The following is a 26331-nucleotide window of genomic DNA, read 5'->3' on the forward strand; positions in this document are numbered from 1 at the left end:
ATGACACAACAAACGCAAGCCGTAGCCTCGAACGCGGGCGCGAAGAACCCGGTGCTCGAGGTCAAGGACCTCACCGTGTCCTACGGCAAGGTCGAGGCGCTTACCGGTGCCAGCCTGACCGTGGGCGAGGGCCAGATCGTGACCGTGATCGGCCCCAACGGCGCGGGCAAGACGACGATGCTCTCCGCGATCATGGGCGTGCTCGGCAGCAAGGGGCGTGTCGCCTTCGACGGCAGCCTGGAAGTCGTGCCCGAGGTCGAGCGCATGGTCGCGCGCGGCATGAACCTGGTGCCCGAGAAGCGCGAGCTCTTCGGCGAGATGAGCGTCGAGGACAACCTGATCCTCGGCGCCTTCCAGCGCTACCGCATGGGCAAGCGCGACCACGCGCAGACGCTGGAAGAGGTCTATGCGCTGTTTCCGCGCCTCAAGGAGCGCCGCGACCAGCACGCCGGCACCATGTCGGGCGGCGAGCGGCAGATGCTGGCGGTGGGCCGCGCGCTGATGGCCAAACCGAAGCTGCTGATGCTCGACGAGCCCAGCCTCGGGCTGGCGCCGCTGATCGTGCGCGAGATCTTCCGCATCATCAGCGAACTCCGGCGACGGGGCGTGTCGATCCTGCTCGTCGAGCAGAACGCGCGCGCCGCGCTGCAGGTGGCCGACTACGCCTACGTGCTCGAGACCGGCCAGATCGCCATGCAGGGCCCGGCGCACGAACTGGCGGACGATCCGCGCGTGATCGAGGCCTACCTGGGCTTCGGCGGCAAGCACCAGGCGATGCTGTCGACCTGAGCCCGATTCAACCGAAAAGGACACCCCCATGGACGCGATGCGCATCCTGATGGACGAACACCAGTCGCTGGCGGCGATCATCCACGCCATCCGCCACATGATCGGCGAGATCGGCGCGGGCCGCCTGCAGCCCGACCACAAGCTGCTCGAGGCGATGGTGCATTACCTCGACGCCTATCCCGAGAAGCGCCACCACCCGAAGGAGGACGAATTCCTCTTCGGCCCGCTGCGCGCGCGCACGCACGACGCCGACGCCGCGCTCGACAGGCTCGAGGCCGAGCACGCCCAGGCCGACGCCCGCATCGCCGTGCTGGAGGCCGCGGTCAAGGCCTACGCGCAGGACCCGGCCGGTGGCTTCGAGGCCTTCAAGACCGCCTTCAACGACTACGCCGCCTTCTACCGCACCCACATGATGACCGAGGAGCGCGAGGTGCTGCCGCAGATCCGCAAGCATTTCACCGCCGAGGACTGGGACCGTGCCAACGCCGGCTTCATCGCCGACGATCCGCTCTCCGGCACGCGGGCGACCGCCAAGGCCGGCGAGGAGGACTTCGCGCAGATCTTCTCCAAGCTCGTCGCCGCCGCCCCGGCGCCGATCGGGCTCGGCGCAGGACCGTACAAGGGCTGAGCGCGCGCGCCCTCGTCCCACGCCGGCGCGCGACCGGGCTAGAATCCGTCATCGATTCCAGTCCGCCGGCTCGCCCCGTGTGTGCCCGGCTCCAACAGCGGTGAATGCGTGAGCGCCGAAAACAGCAGTTCCAGTCCCGAGACTTCCCCCACTTCTGCCCATTCCCCGGCCGTTCCGCGCGTCGATGACGCCACGGCGCAATTCGTCGCCTGGGTGCGCGGTGCGGCACCCTACATCCACGCCTTCCGCGGCCGCACCTTCGTCGTCGGCTTCGGCGGCGAGGTGGCGGCCGGCGAGCGTGCGCAGAGCCTCGCCTACGACTGCAACCTGCTCGCCGCGCTCGGCATCCGCCTCGTGCTGGTGCATGGGGCGCGTCCGCAGATCGACGCCGAACTCGCGCGCCGTGGACTCGAGCCGCGCTTCCACCACGGCCTGCGCGTCACCGACGCCGATGCGCTCGAATGCGTCAAGTCGGCGATGGCGGTGACCCGCTTCGAGGTCGAGGCGCTGCTGTCGCAGGGCCTGCCCAACACGCCGATGGCGGGCAGCTACATCCGCGTCACCGGCGGCAACTTCATCACCGCGCGTCCGTTCGGTGTGGTCGACGGCGTCGATTACCAATACACCGGCGCGGTGCGCAAGATCATCGCCGAGGAGATCAATGCCGATCTCGACCAGCAGAACGTGGTGCTGATCACCCCGCTCGGCGTGTCGCCCGCTGGCGAGATCTTCAACCTCGCGATGGAGGAGGTGGCCGAGGCGGTGGCGGTGGCGCTCAAGGCCGAGAAGCTGATCTACCTGTGCGACGCCCCCGGCCTGCTCGGCGGCGACGGACAGCTCGTCGAATCGGTGACCGCCGACGAGGCGCAGAGCAAGCTCGACACCGGCGAGGGGCTCACCGAGGACCTCGATCTCTTCCTGCCGTGCGCGATCCGGGCCGTGCGCAAGGGCGTGGCGCGCTGCCACCTGATCGACCGCGACCTCGACGGCGGCCTGCTGCTCGAGTTCTTCACCCACGCCGGGGTCGGCACCGTGGTGTCGCGCGATCCGCTGTTCCGCCTGCGCGAGGCCACGATCGACGACGTCGCCGCCCTGGTGGCGCTGATCTCGCCGATGGAGGCCGACGGCACCCTGGTGCGGCGCGGGCGCGAACTGCTCGAGCAGGAGATCGAGCGCTTCACCGTGGTCGAGCACGATGGCGTGCTGGTGGGCTGTGCGGCGCTGTATCCGTTCAGCGAGGACAACGCCGCCGAGCTCGCCTGCCTTGCGGTGACGCCCGAGTATCGCCGCGCCGGCCTCGGCGACCAGCTGCTCAAGCGCATCGAGCGTCGTGCGCGCGTGCAGCGCCTGGAGCGCCTGTTCGTGCTCACCACCCGCACCGCACACTGGTTCCGCGAGCGAGGCTTCAGCGAGATCGGTCCCGAGGCGCTGCCGCGGCAGAAGCGCGAGCTGTACAACTTCCAGCGCCGCTCGAAGGTCTTCGTCAAGACGCTGTGAACCGGCGGTGCGCGCCGGTCGCGGCGAGCGCGGCCGGCGAATCGGCTAGAATGCCGGCTTCGAGTTCCGATGAACCTGACAGCAGAGAGGATTGAAAATGGCTCGCATGGTGAACTGCGTGAAACTGGGTCGCGAGGCCGAAGGCCTGGACCTGCCGCCGGTGCCCGGCGCGCTCGGCAAGCGCATCTTCGACAACGTGTCCAAGGAAGCCTGGCAGCAGTGGGTCAAGTACCAGACCATGCTGATCAACGAGAACCGCCTGAACCTGATGGATGCCCGTGCGCGCAAGTACCTGGCCGAGCAGATGGAGAAGCACTTCTTCGAAGGCGGCGCCGACCAGGTCGCCGGTTACGTTCCGCCGCAGCAGTGATCCGTGCGCCGGCTCCGGCGCGGCGGCAACGAAAAAGGGGATGCGCACTGCATCCCCTTTTTCGTGGACGGGCGGGCCGTCGCCCGTTCAGCGCTTGTCGGCGCGCGCGGCCTGCGACTTCTCGAAGCGTACGTCCTGGCCGTGGGCCACATAGACGACGTGTTCGGCGATGTTCATCGCGTGGTCGCCGATGCGCTCGATCGACTTGGCGATGAACAGCATCTCCAGGCTGTTCGAGATCGTGCGAGGATCTTCCATCATGTAGGTGATGAGCTGGCGCATCGTGCCCTTGAAGCCGCTGTCGACTTCGGCGTCCTTGCGCCGCATCTCCTCGATGTTGTCGGCATTGACGCGGGCGAAGGCGTCGAGCGCGGTGCGCAGCATCTCGATCGCGGTCTCGGTCGCCTGCGACAGGCCCACGCGCGGAACGAACTTGATCTCGGCCTGATGCAGGCGGCGGGCCGCCTTGGCGATCTTCTTCGCCTCGTCGCCGATGCGCTCGAGGTCGGATGCGGCCTTGATGGTGGCGAGCACCAGGCGCAGGTCGCCGGCGGCGGGCTGCTGGCGGGCGATGATGTGGGTGCACGCGTCGTCGAGCTTGATCTGGGCGAGGTTGACCTCCTTGTCGCCCTGGATGACCGTCTCGAGCAGCGCGATGTCGCCGTTGCGCAGCCCCTCCAGCGCCTTCGTCACCTGCGCTTCCACCAGACCGCCCATCTGCAGCACGCCGCGGCGGATTTCTTCCAGTTCGGTGTCGAACTTCCTGAGAGTGTGTTCGGTCATCTTTGCCATGATCTGTTCGGAGGAAGCGTGCACGCTAGCAGCTCATTGTTAAGCTTTTGTTGCGTGCAACGCGGCTGAAATCCGCGCTCAGCGCGCCTGCAGCCGCTCCACGCCACCGGCACCGGCCAGCAGCAGCACGTCGGCGCCGCGCTCGGCGAACAGGCCATTGGTGACCACGCCCACGATCTGGTTGATGCGGGTCTCGGTTGCCACCGGATCGGTGATCCGCAGCCCATGGACGTCGACGATGAGGTTGCCGTTGTCGGTCACGAAGCCCTCGCGCAGCTTCGGTTCGCCGCCCAGCTTGCGCAGTTCGCGGGTCACATGGCTGCACGCCATCGGGATCACCTCGATCGGCAGCGGGAAGCGGCCGAGCACGTCCACCCGCTTGCTGGTGTCGCAGATGCAGATGAAGCGCTCCGACACCGCAGCGACGATCTTCTCGCGCGTCAGCGCGCCGCCGCCGCCCTTGATCATCGCGAAGCCGCCGTCGATCTCGTCGGCACCGTCGACATAGACGGGCAGGGACTCGATGCCGTTGAGGTCGAAGACCTCGATGCCATGTGCCGCGAGCCGTTGCGAGCTGGCCTCGGAGCTGGACACCGCGCCGCGGATGCGGTCGCGCATGCCGGCGAGCGCATCGATGAAGTGGTTGACCGTCGAGCCGGTGCCGACGCCGACGATGCTGCCATCGATGATGTAGTCGAGCGCCGCGTGGGCGGCGGCCTTCTTGAGTTCGTCCTGGGTCATGGGAATGCCGTTCCGGGTGGCGGCGCTCAGACGAGGCCGTGGAAGGGTTGAACGTGGACCGTGTCGCCGATCTGCACCGCCGTGCAGTCCTCGGGCAGCACGACGAAGCAGTCGGCTTCGGACATCGAGCGCAGCACGCCCGAGCCCTGGGCGCCGGCGAGGGCGACCGAGAGGCCGTCGGCGTCGCGCTGCAGGCGGCCGCGCAGGTACTCTACGCGACCGGGCTGCTTGCGCAGCGCGAACCCGGCACGTGCCGGGAAGCGCTCGACGGGCGGCAGCGGGCTCACCCCCATCAGCTTCAGCAGCGCATCCTGGACGAACTGGTAGAAGGTCACCATCACCGCCACCGGGTTGCCGGGCAGGCCGAACAGCACCGCGTCGCCGATGCGTCCGAAGGCCATCGGCCGGCCGGGCTTGATGGCGAGCTTCCAGAACGCGACCTCGCCCAGGCGGGCCATCATCTCGCGGATGAAGTCGGCCTCGCCGACCGACACGCCGCCGCTGGTGATGACCACGTCGGCGGCCTGCGATGCGTCGCGGAAGGCGGCTTCGAGCGCCTCGGGGCGGTCGGGCACCACGCCCATGTCGAGCAGCTCGCAGCCCAGGCGCGACAGCGCGCCGAAGAGGGTGTAGCGGTTGCTGTCATAGACCTCGCCCGGCCCGAGCGGACGGCCGATCGAGGCGATCTCGTCGCCGGTGGACAGGATGGCGACGCGCAGGCGGCGGCGTACCGCAACCTCGGCGATGCCGAGCGAGGCGATCAGCCCGAGCTCGGCCGGGCCGCAGCGGCATCCGGCCGCCAGCGCCACGCCGCCCTCGGCGAGATCCTCGCCGGCATGGCGCAGGTTCTGGCCCTTCTTCTGCCCGGCGGGAACGAACACGCGGTCGTGTTCGCGGCGGGCGATCTCCTGCACCACGATGGTGTCGGCGCCCTGCGGGATCGAGGCGCCGGTCATGATGCGCACCGCCTGGCCGGCGCCGACGATGCCGGAAAACGGCCGCCCGGCGAAGGCGGTGCCGACCACCGCGAACGCGGTCTCGCCGTCTGCCGCCAGATCATCGGCCCGCAGCGCGTAACCGTCCATGGCCGAGTTGTCGTGCGCGGGGACGTTGTAGGGCGCGATGATGTCCTCGGCGAGCACGCGGCCGAGCGCACCGCGCACGGCGACCCGCTCCCAGCCGGCGATCGGGCTCAGGCCGTCGAGGATGGCGGCGCGAGCTTCGTCGACGGGGAGGAAGCTGCGGCCGTTGCCGGTGTCTGCGGAGGAGGTGGTCATGGGGCGGACTCCCGGTTGGTGGTTGCCGCGCTGGCGCCGATGTCCAGCGAGTGTGTCGGCGCGGCCTTCGACTGCGCCGGATCGCGTGGAGCGGGGCGGAGAATGAACAAGGCGGCCGTAGCCGCCCTGTCGTCCTGCATGCCCGGCCGCGATCAGCGCAGGCCGGCGGCGTAGTCGGCGACGGCCTTGATTTCCGGATCCGTCATCTTGAGCGCGATCGTGCGCATCATGCTGTTCGGATCGTTGGCACGCACGCCGTCGCGGAAGGCCTTCATCTGTGCGTCGATGTAGTCGGCGAACTGGCCGGACAGGCGCGGGTACTGCGCGGGCATGCCGGCGCCGGCCGGACCATGGCAGCCGGCACAGGCGGGCACGCCCTTCGCGGCGATGCCGGCACGCCAGATCTGCTGGCCGAGCTCGATGGTGTCGAGGTTCTTGGCGGGTTCGGGTTGCAGCTCGAACGCGGCGAAGTACTTCGCCAGGGCGCGCATGTCCGGCTCCTCGAGGGCAGCGACCATGCCGCCCATGATCGCGTTCTCGCGCACCGGCGGATTGCCGTTCCAGCCCTTGAACTCGCGCAGCTGCTTGAAGAGATAGTCTTCATGCTGGCCGGCCAGCTTGGGGTTGGCCGGGAGCTGGCTGTTGCCATCGGCATTGTGACAGGCGACGCAGAGCGTCTCGGCGGTCTGTTTCGCCTTGTCGAGATCCGGAGCCTGGTCCTGGGCCTGAAGGCTGCCAGCGAGAAGCAACAACGACGAGAGCAGCAGGGAACGCTTGATCATGGTGTCCTCGGAAAGCCGTGAGTGATTTTTTCAAACGCGGTATTCTATAACACGAAAGCCCGATTGCGCGATGCGATGAGGGCTTTCTCCCGCAGCCAACCGGATTTTCGCCGCCTTTTTCATGCCCCTGTTCCGCAACGCACAATTCGAGATTTCCATCGCCAAGCCGTCCGGCCTGCCTCCACCCTCGGGGCCGGAGATCGCGTTCGCGGGACGTTCCAACGCCGGCAAGTCGAGCGCGATCAACACGCTCGCCGGCCATGTCCGGCTGGCTTACGTCTCCAAGACGCCGGGCCGCACGCAGCTGATCAACTTCTTCCGCCTCAATTCGGGCGCGCTCCTCGTCGACCTGCCCGGCTACGGCTACGCCGCCGTGCCGGAGAAGATCCGCCGGCAGTGGGCGGGCCTGATCGAGACTTACCTGAAGAAGCGCGAGAGCCTGATCGGCCTGGTGCTGATCATGGATTCGCGCCACCCGCTGACCCCGCTGGACCGGCAGATGATCGACTGGTTCGCATACTCCGGCCGGCCGATGCACGTGCTGCTGACCAAGAGCGACAAGCTCTCCCGCGGCGCCGCGGCGGCGGTGCTGCAGGACGTCCGCCGCGCCCTGCAGCCGCTCGGCCCGCAGGTGACCGTGCAGCTTTTCTCCAGCCTGAAGAAGAGCGGGGTGGAGGAGGTGGAGGCGGTGATCGGCGGCTGGCTGACGCGCGAGACCGGGGTGTCGCCGGCGGGTGAGGTGGCGCCGTCGCTGGCTGCGGGCGAGCTTGCCGCCGACCAAACAAAAGCCCCCGACCAGGGGACGTAGTCGGGGGCAAAAATGCCTCACCGGGCGTGAGGCACCCGCTCAGGGAGGTGAAGCGGGAGATGGCGAACCGCAGGGGCCGGCAAAGCGGCCGGGTGCCATCTGCTTGCTAAGATGCCGGTCTGGCCGGGAAAGTTCCGCGCACCCGGCGCGCGATCCGCGTCCCGCCTTCGAGTTTTCGTCCGCTGCCCTTGCGGCGCGCGGGCGCACGATCCACCGATCTCCGATCGACGACCTGAGAGAAACCACGATGCGACCCACTGGAGCCTTTCCCTCGATCCGCATGCGCCGTATGCGCCGCGACGACTTTTCCCGCCGCCTGATGCGCGAGCACGTGCTGACCGCGAACGACCTGATCTATCCGGTGTTCGTGCTCGACGGCCAGGCGCGCACCGAGGCCGTGCCCTCGATGCCGGGCGTCGAGCGGGTGTCGATCGACAATCTGCTGCGCGTGGCCGAAGAGGCGCTCGCGCTCGGCGTGCCCGCGCTGGCGCTGTTCCCGGTGATCGACGCGTCCGGCAAGACCGACGGCGCCGAGGAGGCCTGGAACCCCGAGGGCCTGGTGCCGCGCACAGTGCGGGCGCTCAAGGCGCGCTTCCCGGAGCTGGGCGTGATCACCGACGTCGCCCTCGATCCCTACACCAGCCACGGGCAGGACGGCCTGATCGATCCTGCCGACCCGCGCGGCTACGTGATGAACGACGAGACCCTGGAGGCGCTCGCCAAGCAGGCCCTGTGCCACGCCCAGGCCGGCGCCGACGTGGTCGCGCCGTCCGACATGATGGACGGGCGCATCGGCCGGATCCGCAGCGAGCTCGACCGCGCCGGCCACATCCACACCCGCATCCTGGCCTACTCGGCGAAGTACGCATCGAGCTTCTACGGCCCCTTCCGCGACGCGGTGGGCTCGGCCGGCAACCTGGGCAAGGGCAACAAGTACACCTACCAGATGGACCCCGCCAACAGCGACGAGGCGATCCGCGAGGTCGCGCTCGACATCGCGGAGGGCGCCGACATGTTCATGGTCAAGCCCGGCATGCCCTACCTCGACATCGTGCGCCGGGTGAAGCAGGAACTCGAAGTGCCGACCTATGCCTACCAGGTCAGCGGCGAGTACGCGATGCTCAAGGCCGCCGCCGCCAACGGCTGGCTGGATGAGAAGGCGTGCGCGCTCGAGGCGCTGCTCGCCTTCAAGCGCGCGGGTGCGGACGGCATCCTGACCTATTTCGCGCTCGACGCGGCGCGCTGGCTGAAAGCCGGGGCCTGATGGCGGGCAGGGGCCGCGCTGCGGCGTCGACGCCGCGGCTGGCGCTGCGCCCGCTGCGCGCCACCGATCTGCCGGCGGTGCTGGCGATCCAGCGCGCGGCCTACGGCGACGGCTACCAGGAGTCGGCCGCGGTGCTCGCGCGCAAGCTCGCGCTCGCTCCACAGGCGTGCTGGCTCGCGCACCGCGGCGACGATGCGCTCGGCTACGTCTTCGCCCACCCTTGGGACGGCGGCGGGGCGCCACCGCTGCATGTGGCGCTGGCCGCGCTGCCGGCCGGGGCCGACCGCGGTTTCGTCCATGACCTGGCGGTGTCGCCCGCCGCACGCGGGCTCGGGGTGGCCGCGGCGCTGTTCGGACGCGTGCGGGACTGGTCGCGTGCTGCCGGCCATCGTCGCCTGCGTCTGGTCGCGCTTGGCGATGCGGTGCCGTTCTGGACGCGCCAGGGTTTCAGCGCACTGCCTGCCGAATTGCCCGCGGCCTACGGCGATGGCGCCTGCCTGATGGAGCGCGTGCTCCTCGAGCGCCAGGACTGAGCCGCCGCCTCCAGGGCAACGGTGCCCCCTCAACGCACTCCCAGGCGTCCGAGCTGACGGCGCAGCGCGAGGATGTTCGGAATGCGCAGATCGACGTAGGCCGGCGTGCGCAGTCCCCCGCCGACGAGCACGGTGCGCATGCCCAGGCGCTTGGCGGTGCGCAGGTTGACCGCCGAATCCTCCAGCATGATGCATTGCTCGGGACGCAGGCGCTGCGCGTGCAGCAGGCTGCGGTAGGCGCGGATGCCGGGCTTGGGCTGGTAGCCGAGATCCTCGATGCCGACCACGTCCTCGAACAAGCGGTCGATCCCCATGACCGCCAGTGCTGCCCGGGCGTAGTGACGCGGCGCGTTGGAGAACACGATCTTGCGCCCCGGCAGCCGCCGCAGCATGCCGCGCAGCGCACGCTCGAACACCATCATCTCGTGCAGGCGGTCGAAGCGATGGGTCTCGACCAGGAAGTGGTCGGGGTCGGTGCCGTGGTGCCGCATCAGGCCGAGCAGGGTGGCGCCGTAGCGGTGCCAGTAGTGCATGCGCAGTGCGTTGGCCTCGTCGAGCGTGAGCCCGAGGTGCTGCTCGAGGTAGCGCGTCATGCTGCGGTTGATGTGCGGAAAGATGTGCGGGCTGGCGTTGTGCAGCGTGTTGTCGAGGTCGAACAGCCAGACAGGGGCGGTGGGCATCGTCGTCATGCGCCTGCGCGATGGCCTAGCGTGGCGCCGTGCGGGGCTGGAAGCGCACGATGCTGCGTCCGTCTTCCGTGGTCTTTGGTGCGACCTTCCAGGCATGGCCCTGGATGATCTCGAAGGTGGCGGGCAGGCGGCCGTCGTGGCGCAGGCGCTCGTAGGCGGCGCGCGCCTCGGCCCACTCGCGGCGCCCCGACAGTCCGCGCGGACGGCCGGTGGCGGCATTGGCGCCGCCGCTGTGGCGCAGATCCTGCAGCAGGGTGTCGAGGTCGGGATAGGTGAGGGTGACGATCTCCATGTCCATGACCGGATCGGCGAAGCCGGCCTGCACCAGTGCATCGCCGATGTCGTGCATGTCGATGAAGCGGTGCACCCGGTCGCCGCGGCGGGCGGGCAGGGCGGCGCGCAGTTCGCGCAGGGTGTCCGGACCGAGGGTGGAGAACATCAGCAGGCCGTCGACTTCCAGGGTGCGGTGGATCTCGCGGAAGGTCGGCAGCGGGTCGTCGAGCGCCGGCAGCATCAGGTTCGACCACACCAGGCCGAGACTGGCGCGCGCCAGCGGCAGGGCGTCGGCCTGTGCCGCGAGCTGCGGCAGCGGCAGCGGGGCCGCGGACAGCAGGCGGCGCAGCAGGCCGCCACTGCGCGCAGGGCGCAGCCGTGCGCCGGCGCGTTCAAGCATCGCCGGCGAGAAGTCGGCGGCGAGGACGGTGGCGTCCGGGAAGCGTTCGGCGAGCCGCGCCAGATCGGCGCCGGTGCCGCAGCCGAGGTCGAGCACGCGGCGCGGGGCGACGCGGATGTAGTCGAGGCGCTCGTCCATGCGCCGGGCGACCTCGCGCGCGAGCAGGTCGGCGCTGTCGCAGGTCGCGGCGGCGCGCTCGAAGCGCCGCCGCAGCAGGCGGCGGTCGAGCGCGAAGTCCGGGCTGCGAGCGGCCTCGCCGGCGTGTTCGGCCATCGCGCCGGCGCTCAGATCGAGCGCAGGCCGAGGCGCTCGAACAGGCGGTCGTCGCGGTCGGCGTCGGGGTTGTCGGTGGTGAGCAGGCGGTCGCCGTAGAACATCGAGTTGGCGCCGGCCATGAAGCACAGGGCCTGCAGTTCTTCGCTCATCTGCTGGCGCCCGGCGGACAGGCGCACGTAGCTCGCCGGCATGGTGATGCGCGCGGCGGCGATGGTGCGCACGAACTCGAAGGGGTCGAGCGCGCCGGCGCCGGCGAGCGGCGTGCCGGGAATCTGCACCAGGTTGTTGATCGGCACCGACTCCGGCGGGGTGGGCAGGTTGGCGAGCTGGGCGATCAGCGCGGCACGCTGGGCGCGCGACTCGCCCATGCCGACGATGCCGCCGCTGCACACGTTGATGCCGGCGGAGCGGACCTCGTCTAGGGTGTCGAGGCGGTCCTGCATGGTGTGGGTGGTGATCACCTGGCCGTAGAACTCGGGGGCGGTGTCGAGGTTGTGGTTGTAGTAGTCGAGGCCGGCATCGGCGAGACGTTCGGCCTGGCCTTCCTTGAGCATGCCCAGGGTCACGCAGGTCTGCAGGCCCAGCTTCTTGACCTCGCGCACCATCTCCAGCACCGGCTCGAGGTCCTTGTCCTTCGGGCCGCGCCAGGCGGCGCCCATGCAGAAGCGGCTCGCCCCCTTGGCCTTGGCGGCGCGGGCGTTCTCCAGCACCTCGTCGATCGGCATCAGGCGCTCGCGCTCGAGGCCGGTGTCGTAGCGCGCGGATTGCGAGCAGTAGCCGCAGTCTTCCGAGCAGCCGCCGGTCTTGATCGACAGCAGGGTCGAGCGCTGCACGGCATTGGGGTCGAAGTGCTCGCGGTGCACCAGCTGCGCGCGGTGCACCAGGTCGAAGAAGGGCAGTTCGAACAGGGCCTGCACTTCGGCCACGGTCCAGCGCTTGCGCCCGGAGGGCTGCAGCGTGGCGGGATTGCGGTCGAGCGTGGCTGAAGTCATTGTCATTTCAGGCATTCCGGGCTGTAATTACGAGGTCTGCATGTTCTTCCATGGACCGAAATCTTGTCAAATTCCCCGCGTTCCCTTCACACGCTGTGGTTGCATCTGGTGGATGTGCTCGCGCCGCAGGACTGCTTCGTGTGCGGTGCGGAATCGGCGGGCGAGGCCGTGTGCGCAGCCTGCGCACGTGCGCTGCCGCAGCGTCCGCCGACGGCCTGTCCCTGCTGCGGCCTGCCGGGACTGGGGGGAGGACGCTGTGCCGCGTGCGAACGCGAGCGGCCGGCCTACGACGCGACGCTGGCCCTGTACGACTTCGTGTTCCCTGTCGATGCCATGGTCCATGCGCTCAAGTACCGCCACCGCCTGGCGATGGCCGCGTTCTTCGGGGCGGCGCTGGCGGCGCGCGCGCGGGACTTCGGTGGCGCGGTCGACCTCGTCCTGCCGATGCCGCTGCACCCGCGCCGGTTGGCCGAGCGCGGCTTCAATCAGGCGGTGGAGCTGGCGCGGCCGCTGGCGCAAGCGCGCGGCCTGCCGCTCGGGCTGGCGGTGGTGCGCAAGCGGCGGGACATTCCGGCTCAGGCCGGACTGGATCGCGAGGCGCGCCTGCGCAACCCGCGCGGCGCCTTCGAATGCGATGCCGTCCTGCATGGGCAGCGGGTGATCGTGGTCGATGACGTGATGACGACCGGCGCCACGCTCGACGAACTCGCCCGCACGCTCAAGCGCCACGGGGCGAGCTGGGTGGGCAACCTGGTCGTCGCGCGCACGCCCGCCCCTTACTGAAGCGGCCGGCGGGCGGTAGACTCCGGCGCCGTGTCCGGCCCCTCGCGCCGGCATTGTCCCGAGTCCCGCCACCGATGTTCGAAATCGTCCTCTACCAGCCCGAAATCCCGCCCAATACCGGCAACATCATCCGCCTGGCCGCCAATACCGGCTCCAGGCTCCATCTCGTGGCGCCGCTCGGCTTCGACCTGTCGGACAAGCAGCTCGCGCGTGCCGGCCTCGACTATCACGACCTGACCTGCCTGACCGTGCATCCCGACTGGGCGCAGTGTGTCGCCGCGCTCGAGGGCCGGCGGATGTTCGCGCTCAGCACGCGCGGCAGCCGCCGTCACGACCATGTGGCCTACCAGCCGGGGGATGCGCTGGTGTTCGGTCCGGAGAGCCGGGGGCTGCCCGAAGAAGTCCTCGAGGGCTTCGCCTCCGATGCGCGCATCCGGATCCCGATGAGGCCGACCAACCGCAGCGTGAATCTGTCGAATGCGGTGGCGGTGGTGGTCTACGAGGGCTGGCGGCAGCACGGCTTCGCCGGCGCAGCGGGGATCTGAAACAGGGCGGCGAGCGCGCGGACCGTCGGCCCGGCGGCGCTCACTCCTCGCGCGGGTCGCGCGCGAGCAGGCGCTCGACCGCGGTGCGTGCGTTCAGGCCGTGGTGGAGCAGGGCGTCGACGGCCTCGCACACCGGCATCTCGACGCCATGGCGGTGGGCGAGCTGGACGACCTCGCGCGCGGTGGACACGCCTTCGGCCACATGGCCCAGCTCGCGCAGGATGTCGGCCAGGCTCTTGCCCTCGGCGAGCGCGAGGCCGACGCGGCGGTTGCGCGACAGGTCGCCGGTACAGGTGAGGATGAGGTCGCCCATGCCGGCGAGGCCCATCAGGGTCTCGCTGCGGCCGCCGAGCGCGCGTGCGAGGCGGGCGATCTCGGCCAGGCCACGGGTGATCAGCGCGGCGCGGGCGTTGAGGCCGAAGCCCATGCCGTCGGAGACGCCGGCGGCGATCGCCATCACGTTCTTCACTGCGCCGCCGACCTCGCAGCCCACCAGGTCGGTGTTGGCGTAGATGCGCAGTCGCGGCTGGTGCAGCACGGCGACCCAGTGGCGGGCGAAGGCGGGATCGCGGGCGGCGAGCGTGATCGCCGCCGGCAGGCCGCGTCCGACCTCGGCGGCGAAGCTCGGGCCGGTCAGCACGCCGCTGGGCGCGTCGAGGCCGAGTTCCTCGGCGATGATCTCGTGCGGCAGGCGGCCGGTGCCGGCTTCGAAGCCCTTGCACGCCCACAGCAGCGGGGTGTCGGGGCGGATGCGCCGCAACTCGCGGACGGTGTCGCGCAGGCCGGACAGCGGGGTGACGACCAGGTGCAGGTCGGCCTGCTCGGCGGCGGTGCGGAAATCCGCCTCGACCGCGAGCGTGTCGTGCAGGCGCACGCCCGGCAGATAGCGCCGGTTCTCGCGCAGGCGGGCGAGCTCGTCCAGTTGGGTGCGGTCGCGCCCCCACAGGACGACCTCGTGGGTGTTGGCGAAGGCCTGGGCGAGCGCCGTGCCCCAGGCGCCCGCACCGAACACGGTGATGCGGCAGCGGCTCACAGCCCCCAGACCTCGCTGGCGTGGATGTAGCCTTCCAGTCCCTCGCGGTGGCGTACCCGTGCCCAGCCCTGGGTGGGCGGGGCGATGAGCTCGAGCACGACGTTCCTCAGCGCCTGGAAGGCCGCGGGGGCGTCGGTCCGCGCCTCGCGCCGGATGGTGGCGCGCTCGGCGGTGACGATGAGGGTGCGGCGATTGCTGAGCGCCTGCTGCTCGACCCAGTTGAGGGAGCCGCCCGGTTCGCGCACGCGAACCCAGCCGTCCTGGCTGACGACGATCTCGACCGGGGTGCCGGGGTGCAGGCGGAACAGTTGCCGCCCCTGAGGCGACGGCGCGTCGCGCACGATCAGCTCCGGGCCGGCCGAGCGGTATTCGATTGCCTGTGCAGCCACGGAACCGGAGGCCGCACACAGCACGACGACGGCCAGGGCGGACAGCCCCGGCGAAGGTATTGCGGTGATGCGGCGCTCGCGGTTCATGCTGGCAGGCTCACTGGACGGGGACTTCGCCCGCGGCCTGCTGACGCTGGGCCTGGTAGAGCGATTCGAAATTCACCGGCGACAGCAGCACCGGCTGGAAACCGGCGCGCGTCACCGCGTCGGAGACGGCCTCGCGGGCATAGGGGAAGAGGATGTTCGGGCAGCCGATCATCATCACCGGCTCGAGGTCGGCTTCGGGCAGGTTGCGGATCTGGAAGATGCCGGCCTGGGCCACTTCGACCAGGAACAGGTTGCGGTCCTCGCCGATCTTCGCGGTGACGGTGACGGTCAGGGTGACTTCGAAGACGCCGTCGTCGACGCCCTGGCCGCTGGTGCGCAGCTGCACGTTGATCTGGGGCGCTTCGCGCTCCAGGAAGATCTGCGGCGCACCGGGGACTTCCAGCGACAGGTCCTTGACGTAGAGCTTTTCGATCGAGAAGACGGGTTGGTTGTTTTCGGCCATGAAAGGGGTCCGGTGAGAGTTGAAGGCGGTCGCGGCGCGATGACCGCGGCACGCCCTGGAAAGCGGTTCCAGCGAGGTTCAGGCCGGCTCGCCGTGCAGCAGCGGATCGAGCTTGCCGGCGCGTTCGAGCGCGTACAGGTCGTCGCAGCCGCCGACATGGTAGTCGCCAATGAAGATCTGTGGAACCGTCCGCCGGCCGCTCGCCTTCATCATTTCCTCGCGGCGGGCAGGCTCGAGATCGACGCGGATCTTCTCCAGCCCGCTGACCCCCTTGTGCTGCAGCAGCTGCTCGGCACGGATGCAGTAGGGGCAGGTGGCGGTCGCGTACATGCGGACGTGGGGCTGCATGCTCATTTCCTCTTGCGGCTCACCGGCTGGCCCGCCTTCTGCCATTCCATCATGCCGCCGCGCAGGTTGTAGACCTTGCTGAAGCCGGCCTTCCTGAGCTGGCTGGCCGCGCTGCTCGAGCGTGCGCCGCTGGCGCAGCACAGGATGACCGGATGGTCCTTCCACTTTTCCAGCTCCTTGCCGCGGCGCTCGATCTCGCCCGCCGGGATGTGGCGCGCATTGGGGATGTGGCCCTGGGCGTACTCGCCCTGTTCGCGGACGTCGATCACGACCGCATCCTCGCGGTTGACGAGGAGGGTCGCCTCGACCGGCGAAAGCTGGCTCGTGTCGCCGCGGTTGCGGATGAAGTCGGCCATCAGCCAGGCGCCCGAGACGGCGGCCAGTGCGGCCCAGTACCAGTTCTGTTGCAGGAATTCCACTGAAGGGGGTGCTCCGGTTGGGGTGGTGGGGATCAGTGCTCGTCCGGCTCGACGCCGCAGAAGACCTCGCGCATCAGCACGATCAGCTGCAGGGTGCGTTCGTCGCAGACGCTGTAATAGACACGGTTGGCATCCTTGCGCGTGCGCAGCACGCCCTTGTCGCGCAGGATCGCCAGGTGCTGGGAGATGTTGCTCTGCGAGGTGCCCACCGCCTCGACGATGTCCTGCACGCATTCCTCACCGTTGCCGAGCACGCACAGGATCTTCAGCCGCAGCGGGTGGGCGATCGCCTTCAGTGCGCGTGCCGCGGTTTCGATGTGCTCATGCTTGTCGATGAGCGTGAAGATGTCGTCTTTGTTCACAAGAGGGACCGGATCGAGCAAAGCAATAGTATAAAATATTGCGTTGTCCCGATGCAGGCGATCGTGCCGGACGGTGTCCGGCCCTGCATCGCTGATCGAGCGGAAGCCCATGCACGCAATCGCCCCAGTCTGCCTCCAGGCGCCCGTCCGCGACCGGGAAAGTCGCGTCGACACGCAGTGCGCGATGTCGGTCTGAGTGTCCGGGAACACGGGGACGCCGCACGACATGCTGCATCGACATACCGGGACCGCGCTCGTCGTGATGGCGGCGATGCTGGGTGGCGCCCTCTCTGGCGCCGCGATGGCCCAGCCTGCGGGCGAGATCGCCGAGAAGCGCTCCGATCTCGACGACCTCAAGAAGCGGATCCGCGACCTGCAGCAGGAGATGGCGCGCACCGAGGCCAACCGTTCCAGCGCCGTGAAGTCGGTGGCCGAGTCCGAGCGTGCGGTGTCGCGCGTGATGCGCGAGCTGGCCAGGCTCGACGGCGAGCGTCGCGATGCCGAGAAGAAGCTGGCTGAACTCGAGGCCGAGCAGCGCGCGACCGGCGCACGGATCGACGCGCGGCGCGGCGAACTCGCCGAGTGGCTGCGCCGGCACTACGTGCATGGCGGTGCCGACAGCATGGCGCCGCTGCTGTCGGCGCGCGACCCCAATCAGCTCGCGCGTGACGCGCACTACCTCGAGCACCTCGGACGCGCGCGCCTCGCCCTCATCGACGGCCTGCGTGCCGACCTCGAGCAGACCCGGCTCCGCGCGCAGGACATCCAGTCGCGCCGGGACCGGCTCGCCGCGCTCGAGCTCGAGCAGCGCAGCCGGCGCAGCGAGCTGCAGGCGGAACAGGCGCGGCGCAAGCAGGCGCTCGCCGAGGCGTCGCGGCAACTGCAGGAACAGAAGAAGCAGGTCGGCAGCCTGCAGCAGGACGAGCAGCGGCTCGGGGTGGTGATCGACGCCCTGGTCAAGCGCGCCCGCGAGGCCGCGGCACGCGAGGCGGCGCGGCGGCTCGCAGCGCAGCGCGAAGCGGAGCGGCGGGCGGCCGAGGCGCGGGCCGCCGAGCTGCGTGCCGCCCAGGCGCGCGCAGCGCAGACGAGCCCGGCGCAGCCCTCCAGCCGGGCCGCGGCACCGGCCCCACGTGCGCCGGAGCCGGTGGTCGGCGAGGTGCGCGATACCGCAGGGCCGACGCCGACCGGCGTGCGTTTCAGCCAGCTGCGCGGCCAGCTGCGCTTCCCGGTGCGCGGCGAACTCGTCGGCCGTTTCGGTGCTCCAAGGGCCGAAGGCGGAACGACGTGGAAGGGCGTGTTCATCCGCGCCGGAGAGGGGGGGGATGTGCGCGCGGTGGCGGGCGGAGAGGTGGTCTTCTCCGACTGGCTGCGTGGCTACGGTAACCTGATCATCGTCGACCACGGCAGCGACTACCTGTCGATCTACGGCAACAACGATGCCCTGCTGAAGGAGGTGGGCGATCGGGTCTCCGGCGGGGACGCCATCGCCAGCGTGGGCGCTGGCGGGGTCGGCAGCGAATCGGGTTTATACTTCGAAATCCGCCATCAGGGGCAGCCGCTCGATCCCATGCAATGGGTGCGGCTCAACTAGTCATGGCGGTCCGACCGGCAATGGAGGCCGGCGCACCAGTGGAGTTCTCATGCGCAGCAGCAAGCTGAAACAGTTCGGCCTCGTGATGACCGGCATGGTGGCCGGGGTCATGATCAGCCTCAATTTTTCCGCCAATGCCGACCGCAGCACGCAGGTGCCGCTGCCGGTCGAGGAGTTGCGTGCATACGCCGACGTCTTCAATGCGATCAAGCAGGGCTACGTCGAGCCGGTGGAAGACAAGAAGCTGATCACCGACTCGATCAGCGGCATGCTGTCGGGGCTGGATCCCCATTCCGCCTATCTGGATGCCGAGGCCTTCAAGGACCTGCAGGTCGGCACCCAGGGCGAGTTCGGCGGCCTCGGCATCGAGGTCGGCATGGAGGACGGCTTCGTCAAGGTGATCTCGCCGATCGAGGACACCCCCGCCTTCCGTGCCGGCGTGCTCGCCGGCGACCTGATCGTCAAGCTCGACGACACCCCGGTCAAGGGCATGAGCCTGAACGACGCGGTCAAGCGCATGCGTGGCAAGCCCAGGACCGACATCACCCTGACGATCATGCGCAAGGGCCAGCCGCAACCGATCGTGATCAAGCTTACGCGCGAAGTCATCAAGGTGCAGAGCGTGAAGTCCAAGGTGATCGAGCCCGGCTACGGCTACCTGCGTGTCGCGCAGTTCCAGGAGAACACCGCCGCGTCGGTGGTCGATCACCTGAACAAGCTCGCCGAACAGGGGCCGGTGCGGGGGCTGGTGCTGGACCTGCGCAACGATCCGGGCGGCCTGCTGCATGGCGCGGTGGGCGTGTCCGCCGCCTTCCTGCCCACCGACACGCTGGTGGTGTCGACCGACGGTCGCACCGAGGATGCCAAGCGCGAGTACCGGGCGACGCCGGCCGACTACCTGCGCGGGACGCGTGACGACTTCGTGCGTCGCCTGCCCGAGATGGCCAAGGATGTGCCGATGGTCGTGCTGGTCAACGCGGGCTCGGCCTCGGCTTCGGAGATCGTCGCCGGTGCGCTGCAGGACCACAAGCGCGCGAAGGTGATCGGCACTCAGACCTTCGGCAAGGGCTCGGTGCAGACCATCCTGCCGCTCAACAACAACACCGCGATCAAGCTGACCACCGCGCGCTACTACACCCCCAACGGGCGCTCGATCCAGGCCAAGGGCATCGAGCCCGACATCGTGGTCGAGGAAACGGCCAATGGCTCCAGCCGCCGTGTGCGCGAGGCCGACCTGCTGCGCCACCTCGGCAACGACAAGGAGGGCGAAGCGGCCAAGGAGGCGGCGGATGCGAAGGGTGCTCCGGTGCCCGGTGTCGAGACCGAGGAGGGCGAGCCGACGCGCTTCGAGTTCGGCGGTGCGGACGACTACCAGCTGCAGCAGGCCGTGCGCCTTCTCAAGGGTGAGCAGATCGTCCAGAATCAGGTCAACTAGACCATGATGCCGGGAGGGAGATGATGCGCAGGGAGACCGCCTACAAGCTGGCCGGCAGGCATCATGACCGTCCCGTGCCCGGGGCCGACATCCACAAGCAGCGTGAGCTCCGCTTCAAGAGTCTGCCGCCGGGCCAGGTGGAGCACGCGTGGAAGGCACTGCAGCTGCTGAAGGGCCTGCGCATCGAGCGTGCCCACGACCCGCTGACCATCGTCGTGCGCTATTCGGTGCTCGACTATTCGCTCGAGTCGCTCGAGGATGCGCTGCGCGATGCCGGCTTCGCGCTCGAGAATTCGCTCTATGTGAAGCTGGTCCGTGCCATCGTGTATTTCAGCGAGGAAACCCAGCGTCACAACCTGCTCTCGCCCGAACGCCTGATCAAGCAGTCCAACGAGGTCTACATCCAGGCCTGGGACCATCAGGTGCACGGCGACCACGACGACACTCCGCCCGAGTTGCGCGAATACAAGTAAGCCACCACGCATCTGCAATGAACGACGACCAGCTCCTGCGTTACAGCCGGCACATCCTGCTGCCCGAGATCGATGTGGACGGCCAGCAGCGACTGCTCGATGCGCGGGCGCTGATCATCGGCGCGGGCGGGCTCGGCTCGCCGGCGGCGATGTACCTGGCGGCTGCCGGGGTGGGCACGATCGCGATCGCCGACGACGACAGCGTCGACCTGACCAACCTGCAGCGCCAGATCATGCATTCGGCCGCGATGGTCGGCCTGCCGAAGGTGGCCTCGGCGCAGGCGACGCTGCACCGGCTCAATCCGCAGACCCGTATCGAGCCGATCCAGCGCCGTCTGGCGGGCGAGGAACTGGATGCCGAGGTGGCGCGCGCCGACGTGGTGCTCGACTGCAGCGACAACTTCGCCACCCGCCATGCCATCAATCGCGCCTGCGTGCGCCATCGCAAGCCCCTGGTGTCGGGCGCGGCGATCCGCTTCGATGGCCAGGCGGCGGTGTTCGACCTGCGCACGCCCGACAGCGCCTGCTACCACTGCCTGTTCCCCGAGGGCGAGGACATCGAGGAGGTGCGCTGCGCGGTCATGGGCGTGTTCGCGCCCATCGTCGGCATCATCGGCGCCACCCAGGCGGCCGAAGCACTTAAGCTGCTGATCGGTTGCGGGCAGTCGCTCGATGGCCGCCTGCTGCTGCTCGACGGCCTGGCGATGGAGTGGCGCAGCGTGTCCTTCGGGCGCGATCCGGGTTGCCCGGTATGCGCCGAGCGCGCCTGAAGGCGATGCGGGGCGGGTTCAGCTCGTCGCGCGCAGACGGGCGATCAGGCGCAGATCGGGTCCGATCGAGCGCAGGTCGCGGACGTCGAGCCGAGTCGCGCCCTGCAGGCTGCGCAGCTCGGGCAGGTTGAACAGTCCCTGCGCGGCATCGCCCACCAGCATCGGCGCCAGGTAGAGCAGCAGTTCGTCCACGCAGCCTTCACGCAGCAGCGAGCCGTTGAGCTTGAAGCCGGCCTCGACATGTACCTCGTTGAGGCCGCGCGCGCCGAGTTCGGCCATCATGCGTGGAAGATCCACCTTGCCGGCGGCGTTCGGCAGCACCAGCACTTCATGCCCGTGTGCGCGCAGCGCATCGGCACGCGCAGTATCGGCCGTCGCCGCCGCGATCAGGATCGGCTCGCCCTGCAGGATGCGGGCCGTGGGCGAGACGGCGAGCCCGGCGTCGACCAGCACGCGCAAGGGCTGGCGGGAGCAGGGCACGTCGCGCACCGTCAGTTGCGGGTCGTCCGCGCGCACCGTGCCGATGCCAGTGAGGATCGCGCAGGCGCGGGCGCGCCAGCGGTGGCCGTCGGCGCGCGCCGCAGGGCCGGTGATCCACTGGCTTACGCCGTTGTCGAGTGCGGTCTTGCCGTCCAGGGTCGCGGCCGCCTTCAGGCGCACCCACGGGCGGCCGCGGCGCATGCGCGCCACGAAGCCGATGTTGAGCTCCTGCGCTTCGGCTTCGAGCAGGCCGTGCTCGGTGACGATGCCGACGGCACGCAGGCGCGCCAGGCCGCGCCCGGCGACCAGCGGGTTGGGGTCTTCCATGGCGCTGACCACGCGCGCGACGCCGGCTTCGATCAGCGCGTCGGCGCATGGCGGGGTGCGGCCGAAGTGCGAACAGGGCTCGAGGGTGACGTAGGCGGTGGCGCCGCGGGCGGCGTCGCCGGCGGCGCGCAGCGCGTGGATCTCGGCGTGGGCTTCGCCGGCGCGGGCGTGCCAGCCTTCGCCGACGATGCGACCGTCACGCATCAGCACGCAGCCGACCCGCGGGTTGGGCGCGGTCGTGGTCAGGCCGCGGGCGGCGAGCTGCAGCGCGCGCGCCATCGCTGCATGGTCAGCGGCCGAAAAGGTCATGCTCGGGGTCCGGATCGGCTTTCCCGGCCTTGCCGCGCCGCGGACGGGCCTGCACCTCGCGGATCACCTCGGAGAACTCGTCGACGTCGGCGAAGTTGCGATAGACCGACGCGAAACGGATGTAGGCCACCTTGTCGAGCTTCTTCAGCTCCTTCATGACCAGTTCGCCGATCTTCTCGCTCGGCACTTCCTGCTCGCCGAGCGACAGCAGGCGCGCCTCGATGCGGTCCACCGCGGCGTCGATGGCCTCGATGGTCACCGGGCGCTTGCGCAGCGCCAGCTTCATGCTGCCGGCGAGCTTGGCGTGGTCGAACTCGGTGCGATTGCCGTTGCGCTTGACGATGTGCGGCATCTTGAGGTCGATGCGCTCGTAGGTGGTGAAGCGCTTGTCGCACTTCACGCAGCGGCGGCGGCGGCGGACGACGTCGCCGTCCTCGTTCTCGCGCGTGTCGGTGACCTGGGTGTTGGGGTCACCGCAGAAGGGGCATTTCATGGCCGGGAGGCAGTGGCGGGCGGGGCGGGCGTCGTTGCGGCGCCCGTCCCGCCGGGCGGCTTACTTGCCGTAGACCGGGAACCGCGCGCACAGCTCGGCCACCTGGCCGCGCACGCGCTCGATCACCGCCTGGTCTTCGGGCGCGTCGAGCACGTCGGCGATCAGGTGGGCGATCTTCTCGGCCTCGATCTCGGTGAAGCCGCGGGTGGTCATCGCCGGCGAGCCGATGCGGATGCCGGAGGTGGTGAAGGGCTTCTCGGGATCGTTCGGGATCGAGTTCTTGTTGACCGTGATGTGGGCGCTGCCCAGCACGGCTTCGGCGGCCTTGCCGGTGATCTTCTTGTTGCGCAGGTCGACCAGGAAGACGTGGGACTCGGTGCGGCCGGAGACGATACGCAGACCGCGCTCTTCCGACAGCACGCGTGCCATCACGCGGGCATTGGCGATGACCTGTTCCTGGTAGTTGCGGAACTCGGGCGAGGCCGCTTCCTTGAAGGCGACCGCCTTGCCGGCGATGACGTGCATCAGCGGGCCGCCCTGCAGGCCGGGGAAGATCGCCGAGTTGAGCGCCTTCTCGTGCTCGGCCTTCATCAGGATGATGCCGCCGCGCGGGCCGCGCAGGGTCTTGTGGGTGGTCGAGGTGACGACGTCGGCGTGCGGCACCGGGTTCGGGTAGAAGCCCGCGGCGATCAGGCCGGCGTAGTGCGCCATGTCGACCCAGAAGATGGCGCCGATTTCCTTGGCGATCTTGGCGAAGCGCTCGAAGTCGATGCGCAGCGCGTAGGCCGAGGCGCCGGCGATGATGATCTTCGGCTTGTGCTCGCGCGCGAGCGCTTCCATCTTGTCGTAGTCGATCTCTTCCTTGTCGTTGAGACCGTAGGCGACGACGTTGAACCACTTGCCCGACATGTTCAGCGGCATGCCGTGGGTGAGGTGGCCGCCTTCGGCCAGGCTCATGCCCATGATGGTGTCGCCCGGCTTGGCGAAGGCCATCAGCACCGCCTGGTTGGCCTGCGAGCCGGAATTCGGCTGCACGTTGGCGGCCTCGGCGCCGAACAGGGCCTTCAGGCGGTCGATCGCCAGCTGCTCGGCGACGTCGACGTGCTCGCAGCCGCCGTAGTAGCGCTTGCCCGGGTAGCCCTCGGCGTACTTGTTGGTGAGCTGGGAGCCCTGGGCTTCCATCACAGCGTGGGAGACGTAGTTTTCGGAGGCGATCAGTTCGATGTGGTCTTCCTGGCGCTTGTTTTCGGCCTGGATGGCGGACCACAGCTCGGGATCGACTTTGGCGAGGGTGTCTTGCGAGGAGAACATGGCTTGCCCGTCTGAAATGGGAAAGGGGTGGAATCGATGGATTCGAGCGCCGGATTCTAGCATGCAGCGCTGCCCGAAAAGGCAGCGCGCGCCCGGGGGCGCGCGCTGCGGTGAGGTGGAGCGCGGGGCTTACCAGCCGCGCTGGGGCGTCCCGAAGCCCTGCGTGGCGGCTTCGCTGCCGCTGGCGGGGGCGTTCTCGCCACCACCGCCCCGTGCGTCGCCTTGTCCCTCTCCGGCCGGTGCGTCGGTGCCGGGCGCTGGCTGGGTTTCGCCGCTGCCGCTGCCGCCGCCCCAGCTGTCGCCCTGCTGGCCCCAGCCACCGCCGTCACCGCCACCCTGGACATCGATCTGGATGGTGTCGAGGTCGACCTCCACCTTCTTGTCGAGGCTGAAGGTCACCAGGCCCGGGAACATGATCAGTGCGACCACCATCGCGATCTGCAGGATCACGAACGGAATCGAACCGCGGTAGATGTCCATCGTCTTCACGCCCGCGACCCGCTTGCTGGTCACGCGGTCGATGAAGTCCTTCGCCGGCGCCACGCTGCGCAGGTAGAACAGCGCGAAGCCGAAGGGCGGGGTGAGGAAGGAGGTCTGCAGGTTCATCGCCAGCAGCACGCCGAACCACACCAGGTCGATGCCCATCTTGTCGGCCACCGGCGCCAGCAGCGGGATCAGGATGAAGGCGATCTCGAAGAAGTCGATGAAGAAGCCGAGGAAGAAGATCACCGTGTTCACGAACACCAGGAAGCCGATCTCGCCGCCAGGCAGCTTGTCGAACAGGTGCTCGACCCAGATCTGGCCGTCGATCGCGGTGAAGGTGAAGCTGAAGATCGTCGAGCCGATCAGGATGAACAGCACGAAGCAGGACAGGCGCGCGGTCGACTCCAGCGCGTGCTTGAGCAGGCCCATGTCGAGCTTGCCGCGCATCAGTGCCATGATCATGCCGCCGACCGCACCCATCGCACCGCCCTCGGTGGGCGTCGCCACGCCGAGGAAGATGGTGCCGAGGACGAGGAAGATCAGCGCCAGCGGCGGGATCAGCACGAAGGTCACGCGTTCGGTGATGCGCGACAGCAGGCCCATGCCGGTGACCTTGTTCACCATCGCGGCGAAGGATGCGAACAGCGTGCCGCCGGTGAGCGCCACCACGATGGTCTCGTCCAGCGCCGGCTTCACCTCGGTGCCTTTCAGCGCGCTCATGATCTCGCCGTAGTACATGCCGAACGCGACCGAGATGATGGTGACGAACAGGCCGAACACGCCGAGCGAGCGCATGCCGGAGCTGCCATCGGGTTCGCGGTAGGTTCGCGCCTCTGGCGGCAGGGCGGGCACCAGCGACGGCTTGAAGATCGCCAGGCCGATGATGAACAGCGCGTACAGGCCGATGAGCGTGAAGGCCGGGATGAAGGCGCCCTTGTACAGGTCACCGACGCTGCGGCCGAGCTGGTCGGCGATCACGATCAGGACCAGCGAGGGCGGGACGATCTGCGCCAGGGTGCCGGAGGCGGTGATGGCGCCGCTGGCGATCGCCGGGCTGTAGCCGTAGCGCAGCATGATCGGCAGCGAGATCAGGCCCATCGAGATCACCGACGCGGCGACCACGCCGGTGGTCGCCGCCAGCAGCGCACCGACGAAGATCACCGCGAGCGCCAGACCGCCGCGGATCGGCCCGAACACCTGGCCCACGGTGTCGAGCAGGTCCTCGGCCATGCCGCTGCGCTCGAGAATCAGGCCCATCAGCGTGAAGAAGGGAATCGCCAGCAGGGTATCGTTCTGGATGATGCCGAATACCCGCAGCGGCAGTGCCTGGAATATGCTCGGCGAGAGCAGCCCGGCCTCCATGCCGAGGAAGCCGAACAGCAGGCCGCAGGCGGCGAGTGCGAAGGCGACCGGAAAGCCGGTGAGCAGGAACAGCAGCAGGGACCCGAACATCATTTCGGGCGCGTGTGCGGCGAACAGTTCGATCATTTCTGCACCTCGCCGGCGTTGTCGTGATGGGCCTGGCCGTGCGCCCCGTCGTTGGACCCGTTTCCTTCATGCGCGCCGTGCAGCAGCGGATTGGGCGCCTTGCCCTGCAGGAAGGCGAAGCGCTTGATCAGTTCGGAGATCGCCTGCAGGCCGAGCAGGGCGAAACCGAGCGGCACCAGTGCATACACCGGCCAGCGGATCAGGCCGCCGGCATTGGACGACATCTCGCCCGAGGCGTAGGCGCCCACGACCACCGGCCAGGCGAACTGGATCATGAACCAGCACATCGGCAGCACGAACACGATGATGCCGGCGATGTCGATGAACATGCGGGTGCGCATCGACAGCCTGGCGGCGACGACGTCGATCCGCACATGGGCGTTCTGCAGGAAGGTGTAGCCGGCGCCGAGCAGGAAGACCGCGCCGAACAGGTACCACTGGATTTCGAGGAAGGCGTTCGAGCCGATGTTGAACGCCTTGCGTGCGATTGCGTTGGCGGCGCTGATCAGCGTCGCCGCGAGCACGAGCCAGATGATGAACTTGCCGAAGAATCGGCTCACGGCATCGACGATGCGTGAAAAGCGGAGGAGGGTATCCATTGGGGTCGCCTGGAACCTTGCGTGCACGAAAA

Annotated in this window: 31 protein-coding genes; 13 read left to right on the plus strand and 18 right to left on the minus strand. The window is 69.1% G+C overall.

All coding sequences use genetic code 11. The annotated features are described in order from the left end of the window. From CKCBHOJB_RS05600 to CKCBHOJB_RS05615, 4 genes are all read left to right on the plus strand, one after another. Positions 1–789 carry an ABC transporter ATP-binding protein gene (locus tag CKCBHOJB_RS05600; protein ID WP_281051030.1) on the plus strand — a complete coding sequence of 263 codons (789 nt, stop codon included), beginning with the start codon at positions 1–3 and terminating at the stop codon, positions 787–789. A 28-nt stretch (positions 790–817) separates the two neighbouring features. Next, positions 818–1417, plus strand: coding sequence for a hemerythrin domain-containing protein (locus CKCBHOJB_RS05605; protein ID WP_281051031.1), 600 nt, complete (start codon positions 818–820; stop codon positions 1415–1417). Positions 1418–1630: 213 nt separating this feature from the next. After that, on the plus strand, positions 1631–2914 hold the full coding sequence (gene argA / locus CKCBHOJB_RS05610) for an amino-acid N-acetyltransferase (RefSeq protein ID WP_281051625.1): 1284 nt from the start codon (positions 1631–1633) through the stop codon (positions 2912–2914). 97 nt (positions 2915–3011) lie between these two features. Next, positions 3012–3284 carry an oxidative damage protection protein gene (locus CKCBHOJB_RS05615; protein WP_281051032.1) on the plus strand — a complete coding sequence of 91 codons (273 nt, stop codon included), beginning with the start codon at positions 3012–3014 and terminating at the stop codon, positions 3282–3284. A gap of 87 nt (positions 3285–3371) precedes the next feature. Here the strand turns inward: CKCBHOJB_RS05615 and phoU are convergent, their stop codons facing one another. The 4 genes from phoU to CKCBHOJB_RS05635 form a co-directional block, all read right to left on the minus strand. After that, entirely contained in the window at positions 3372–4067 is a 696-nt protein-coding gene (gene phoU / locus CKCBHOJB_RS05620) for a phosphate signaling complex protein PhoU (protein ID WP_281051626.1), read from the minus strand. A gap of 87 nt (positions 4068–4154) precedes the next feature. Continuing rightward, the gene (gene rpiA, locus CKCBHOJB_RS05625) at positions 4155–4817 is read right to left on the minus strand and encodes a ribose-5-phosphate isomerase RpiA (RefSeq protein ID WP_281051033.1); all 663 of its coding nucleotides are present in this window, start codon (positions 4815–4817) and stop codon (positions 4155–4157) included. A gap of 26 nt (positions 4818–4843) precedes the next feature. After that, on the minus strand, positions 4844–6094 hold the full coding sequence (gene glp / locus CKCBHOJB_RS05630) for a gephyrin-like molybdotransferase Glp (RefSeq protein WP_281051034.1): 1251 nt from the start codon (positions 6092–6094) through the stop codon (positions 4844–4846). A 152-nt stretch (positions 6095–6246) separates the two neighbouring features. Then, complete coding sequence (locus tag CKCBHOJB_RS05635) at positions 6247–6876, minus strand: c-type cytochrome (RefSeq protein ID WP_281051035.1); 630 nt, start codon at positions 6874–6876, stop codon at positions 6247–6249. A 121-nt stretch (positions 6877–6997) separates the two neighbouring features. Between CKCBHOJB_RS05635 and yihA the strand changes: the two genes are divergently transcribed. The 3 genes from yihA (at position 6998) to CKCBHOJB_RS05650 (ending at position 9481) form a co-directional block, all read left to right on the plus strand. Then, the gene (gene yihA / locus CKCBHOJB_RS05640) at positions 6998–7684 is read left to right on the plus strand and encodes a ribosome biogenesis GTP-binding protein YihA/YsxC (protein ID WP_281051036.1); all 687 of its coding nucleotides are present in this window, start codon (positions 6998–7000) and stop codon (positions 7682–7684) included. Between the two features lie 247 nt (positions 7685–7931). Next, positions 7932–8948, plus strand: a complete 1017-nt coding sequence (gene hemB, locus CKCBHOJB_RS05645) for a porphobilinogen synthase (RefSeq protein ID WP_281051037.1) — start codon at positions 7932–7934, stop codon at positions 8946–8948. Beyond that, positions 8948–9481, plus strand: a complete 534-nt coding sequence (locus CKCBHOJB_RS05650; protein WP_281051038.1) for a GNAT family N-acetyltransferase — start codon at positions 8948–8950, stop codon at positions 9479–9481. The genes hemB and CKCBHOJB_RS05650 overlap by 1 nt, the downstream gene beginning before the upstream one ends. Positions 9482–9510: 29 nt before the next feature. Here the strand turns inward: CKCBHOJB_RS05650 and CKCBHOJB_RS05655 are convergent, their stop codons facing one another. The 3 genes from CKCBHOJB_RS05655 to bioB are packed head-to-tail and all read right to left on the minus strand — an operon-like array spanning position 9511 to position 12117. Continuing rightward, positions 9511–10161, minus strand: a complete 651-nt coding sequence (locus CKCBHOJB_RS05655; RefSeq protein WP_281051039.1) for a pyrimidine 5'-nucleotidase — start codon at positions 10159–10161, stop codon at positions 9511–9513. A 25-nt stretch (positions 10162–10186) separates the two neighbouring features. Beyond that, positions 10187–11116 carry a methyltransferase domain-containing protein gene (locus CKCBHOJB_RS05660; protein WP_281051040.1) on the minus strand — a complete coding sequence of 310 codons (930 nt, stop codon included), beginning with the start codon at positions 11114–11116 and terminating at the stop codon, positions 10187–10189. Between the two features lie 11 nt (positions 11117–11127). Next, positions 11128–12117, minus strand: a complete 990-nt coding sequence (gene bioB / locus CKCBHOJB_RS05665) for a biotin synthase BioB (protein ID WP_281051041.1) — start codon at positions 12115–12117, stop codon at positions 11128–11130. A gap of 57 nt (positions 12118–12174) precedes the next feature. On the opposite strand from bioB, the gene CKCBHOJB_RS05670 reads away from it, so the two are divergent. Continuing rightward, positions 12175–12894: a ComF family protein gene (locus tag CKCBHOJB_RS05670; RefSeq protein WP_281051042.1), complete on the plus strand. Its 720-nt coding sequence runs from the start codon at positions 12175–12177 to the stop codon at positions 12892–12894. 74 nt (positions 12895–12968) lie between these two features. Further along, positions 12969–13439, plus strand: coding sequence for a tRNA (cytidine(34)-2'-O)-methyltransferase (locus tag CKCBHOJB_RS05675; RefSeq protein WP_281051043.1), 471 nt, complete (start codon positions 12969–12971; stop codon positions 13437–13439). Between the two features lie 40 nt (positions 13440–13479). Here the strand turns inward: CKCBHOJB_RS05675 and CKCBHOJB_RS05680 are convergent, their stop codons facing one another. The 6 genes from CKCBHOJB_RS05680 to CKCBHOJB_RS05705 form a co-directional block, all read right to left on the minus strand. Next, positions 13480–14472 carry an NAD(P)H-dependent glycerol-3-phosphate dehydrogenase gene (locus CKCBHOJB_RS05680; protein ID WP_281051044.1) on the minus strand — a complete coding sequence of 331 codons (993 nt, stop codon included), beginning with the start codon at positions 14470–14472 and terminating at the stop codon, positions 13480–13482. Then, entirely contained in the window at positions 14469–14948 is a 480-nt protein-coding gene (locus CKCBHOJB_RS05685; protein ID WP_281051045.1) for an SH3 domain-containing protein, read from the minus strand. Before CKCBHOJB_RS05685 ends, CKCBHOJB_RS05680 begins: the two co-directional genes overlap by 4 nt. Positions 14949–14958: 10 nt before the next feature. Beyond that, positions 14959–15411 carry a protein-export chaperone SecB gene (secB, locus tag CKCBHOJB_RS05690; RefSeq protein ID WP_281051046.1) on the minus strand — a complete coding sequence of 151 codons (453 nt, stop codon included), beginning with the start codon at positions 15409–15411 and terminating at the stop codon, positions 14959–14961. Positions 15412–15489: 78 nt separating this feature from the next. Continuing rightward, positions 15490–15759, minus strand: a complete 270-nt coding sequence (gene grxC, locus CKCBHOJB_RS05695; RefSeq protein WP_281051047.1) for a glutaredoxin 3 — start codon at positions 15757–15759, stop codon at positions 15490–15492. 2 nt (positions 15760–15761) lie between these two features. Continuing rightward, a complete protein-coding gene (locus tag CKCBHOJB_RS05700) occupies positions 15762–16178 on the minus strand; it encodes a rhodanese-like domain-containing protein (protein WP_281051048.1) in 417 nt (138 codons plus the stop codon). Between the two features lie 32 nt (positions 16179–16210). Next, on the minus strand, positions 16211–16540 hold the full coding sequence (locus tag CKCBHOJB_RS05705; RefSeq protein WP_281051049.1) for a metalloregulator ArsR/SmtB family transcription factor: 330 nt from the start codon (positions 16538–16540) through the stop codon (positions 16211–16213). Between the two features lie 226 nt (positions 16541–16766). On the opposite strand from CKCBHOJB_RS05705, the gene CKCBHOJB_RS05710 reads away from it, so the two are divergent. From CKCBHOJB_RS05710 to moeB, 4 genes are read left to right on the plus strand one after another with little or no spacing between them, the layout of a single operon-like run. After that, positions 16767–18131 (plus strand): peptidoglycan DD-metalloendopeptidase family protein, encoded by a 1365-nt coding sequence (locus CKCBHOJB_RS05710; RefSeq protein ID WP_281051050.1) that lies wholly within the window; start codon positions 16767–16769, stop codon positions 18129–18131. 49 nt (positions 18132–18180) lie between these two features. After that, positions 18181–19566 (plus strand): S41 family peptidase, encoded by a 1386-nt coding sequence (locus CKCBHOJB_RS05715; protein WP_281051051.1) that lies wholly within the window; start codon positions 18181–18183, stop codon positions 19564–19566. 23 nt (positions 19567–19589) lie between these two features. Next, positions 19590–20039 carry a hypothetical protein gene (locus CKCBHOJB_RS05720; RefSeq protein WP_281051628.1) on the plus strand — a complete coding sequence of 150 codons (450 nt, stop codon included), beginning with the start codon at positions 19590–19592 and terminating at the stop codon, positions 20037–20039. A 17-nt stretch (positions 20040–20056) separates the two neighbouring features. Then, positions 20057–20809 carry a molybdopterin-synthase adenylyltransferase MoeB gene (gene moeB / locus CKCBHOJB_RS05725; RefSeq protein WP_281051052.1) on the plus strand — a complete coding sequence of 251 codons (753 nt, stop codon included), beginning with the start codon at positions 20057–20059 and terminating at the stop codon, positions 20807–20809. 18 nt (positions 20810–20827) lie between these two features. Here the strand turns inward: moeB and ribD are convergent, their stop codons facing one another. From ribD to CKCBHOJB_RS05750, 5 genes are all read right to left on the minus strand, one after another. After that, a complete protein-coding gene (gene ribD, locus CKCBHOJB_RS05730) occupies positions 20828–21925 on the minus strand; it encodes a bifunctional diaminohydroxyphosphoribosylaminopyrimidine deaminase/5-amino-6-(5-phosphoribosylamino)uracil reductase RibD (protein WP_281051053.1) in 1098 nt (365 codons plus the stop codon). Then, positions 21906–22418, minus strand: coding sequence for a transcriptional regulator NrdR (nrdR, locus tag CKCBHOJB_RS05735; protein ID WP_281051054.1), 513 nt, complete (start codon positions 22416–22418; stop codon positions 21906–21908). Before nrdR ends, ribD begins: the two co-directional genes overlap by 20 nt. 60 nt (positions 22419–22478) lie before the next feature. After that, on the minus strand, positions 22479–23729 hold the full coding sequence (glyA, locus tag CKCBHOJB_RS05740) for a serine hydroxymethyltransferase (RefSeq protein ID WP_281051055.1): 1251 nt from the start codon (positions 23727–23729) through the stop codon (positions 22479–22481). Between the two features lie 129 nt (positions 23730–23858). Further along, positions 23859–25700 carry a TRAP transporter large permease subunit gene (locus CKCBHOJB_RS05745; RefSeq protein WP_281051056.1) on the minus strand — a complete coding sequence of 614 codons (1842 nt, stop codon included), beginning with the start codon at positions 25698–25700 and terminating at the stop codon, positions 23859–23861. Then, positions 25697–26299, minus strand: coding sequence for a TRAP transporter small permease subunit (locus CKCBHOJB_RS05750; RefSeq protein WP_281051057.1), 603 nt, complete (start codon positions 26297–26299; stop codon positions 25697–25699). Before CKCBHOJB_RS05750 ends, CKCBHOJB_RS05745 begins: the two co-directional genes overlap by 4 nt. Positions 26300–26331: the final 32 nt, after the last annotated feature.

The organism is Thauera sp. GDN1, from assembly GCF_029223545.1.
Taxonomy (GTDB): Bacteria; Pseudomonadota; Gammaproteobacteria; order Burkholderiales; family Rhodocyclaceae; genus Thauera.

What these genes read in the sequence shown, in the direction of transcription:
- CKCBHOJB_RS05600 (WP_281051030.1), top strand. Translation starts at nt 1, where the DNA reads ATGACACAACAAACGCAAGCCGTAGCCTCGAACGCGGGCGCGAAGAAC.
- CKCBHOJB_RS05605 (WP_281051031.1), top strand. Translation starts at nt 818, where the DNA reads ATGGACGCGATGCGCATCCTGATGGACGAACACCAGTCGCTGGCGGCG.
- CKCBHOJB_RS05615 (WP_281051032.1), top strand. Translation starts at nt 3,012, where the DNA reads ATGGCTCGCATGGTGAACTGCGTGAAACTGGGTCGCGAGGCCGAAGGC.
- phoU (WP_281051626.1), bottom strand. Translation starts at nt 4,067, where the DNA reads ATGACCGAACACACTCTCAGGAAGTTCGACACCGAACTGGAAGAAATC.
- rpiA (WP_281051033.1), bottom strand. Translation starts at nt 4,817, where the DNA reads ATGACCCAGGACGAACTCAAGAAGGCCGCCGCCCACGCGGCGCTCGAC.
- glp (WP_281051034.1), bottom strand. Translation starts at nt 6,094, where the DNA reads ATGACCACCTCCTCCGCAGACACCGGCAACGGCCGCAGCTTCCTCCCC.
- CKCBHOJB_RS05635 (WP_281051035.1), bottom strand. Translation starts at nt 6,876, where the DNA reads ATGATCAAGCGTTCCCTGCTGCTCTCGTCGTTGTTGCTTCTCGCTGGC.
- yihA (WP_281051036.1), top strand. Translation starts at nt 6,998, where the DNA reads ATGCCCCTGTTCCGCAACGCACAATTCGAGATTTCCATCGCCAAGCCG.
- hemB (WP_281051037.1), top strand. Translation starts at nt 7,932, where the DNA reads ATGCGACCCACTGGAGCCTTTCCCTCGATCCGCATGCGCCGTATGCGC.
- CKCBHOJB_RS05650 (WP_281051038.1), top strand. Translation starts at nt 8,948, where the DNA reads ATGGCGGGCAGGGGCCGCGCTGCGGCGTCGACGCCGCGGCTGGCGCTG.
- CKCBHOJB_RS05655 (WP_281051039.1), bottom strand. Translation starts at nt 10,161, where the DNA reads ATGCCCACCGCCCCTGTCTGGCTGTTCGACCTCGACAACACGCTGCAC.
- CKCBHOJB_RS05660 (WP_281051040.1), bottom strand. Translation starts at nt 11,116, where the DNA reads ATGGCCGAACACGCCGGCGAGGCCGCTCGCAGCCCGGACTTCGCGCTC.
- bioB (WP_281051041.1), bottom strand. Translation starts at nt 12,117, where the DNA reads ATGACAATGACTTCAGCCACGCTCGACCGCAATCCCGCCACGCTGCAG.
- CKCBHOJB_RS05675 (WP_281051043.1), top strand. Translation starts at nt 12,969, where the DNA reads ATGTTCGAAATCGTCCTCTACCAGCCCGAAATCCCGCCCAATACCGGC.
- CKCBHOJB_RS05685 (WP_281051045.1), bottom strand. Translation starts at nt 14,948, where the DNA reads ATGAACCGCGAGCGCCGCATCACCGCAATACCTTCGCCGGGGCTGTCC.
- secB (WP_281051046.1), bottom strand. Translation starts at nt 15,411, where the DNA reads ATGGCCGAAAACAACCAACCCGTCTTCTCGATCGAAAAGCTCTACGTC.
- grxC (WP_281051047.1), bottom strand. Translation starts at nt 15,759, where the DNA reads ATGCAGCCCCACGTCCGCATGTACGCGACCGCCACCTGCCCCTACTGC.
- CKCBHOJB_RS05710 (WP_281051050.1), top strand. Translation starts at nt 16,767, where the DNA reads ATGCTGCATCGACATACCGGGACCGCGCTCGTCGTGATGGCGGCGATG.
- CKCBHOJB_RS05715 (WP_281051051.1), top strand. Translation starts at nt 18,181, where the DNA reads ATGCGCAGCAGCAAGCTGAAACAGTTCGGCCTCGTGATGACCGGCATG.
- CKCBHOJB_RS05720 (WP_281051628.1), top strand. Translation starts at nt 19,590, where the DNA reads ATGCGCAGGGAGACCGCCTACAAGCTGGCCGGCAGGCATCATGACCGT.
- moeB (WP_281051052.1), top strand. Translation starts at nt 20,057, where the DNA reads ATGAACGACGACCAGCTCCTGCGTTACAGCCGGCACATCCTGCTGCCC.
- ribD (WP_281051053.1), bottom strand. Translation starts at nt 21,925, where the DNA reads ATGACCTTTTCGGCCGCTGACCATGCAGCGATGGCGCGCGCGCTGCAG.
- nrdR (WP_281051054.1), bottom strand. Translation starts at nt 22,418, where the DNA reads ATGAAATGCCCCTTCTGCGGTGACCCCAACACCCAGGTCACCGACACG.
- glyA (WP_281051055.1), bottom strand. Translation starts at nt 23,729, where the DNA reads ATGTTCTCCTCGCAAGACACCCTCGCCAAAGTCGATCCCGAGCTGTGG.
- CKCBHOJB_RS05745 (WP_281051056.1), bottom strand. Translation starts at nt 25,700, where the DNA reads ATGATCGAACTGTTCGCCGCACACGCGCCCGAAATGATGTTCGGGTCC.
- CKCBHOJB_RS05750 (WP_281051057.1), bottom strand. Translation starts at nt 26,299, where the DNA reads ATGGATACCCTCCTCCGCTTTTCACGCATCGTCGATGCCGTGAGCCGA.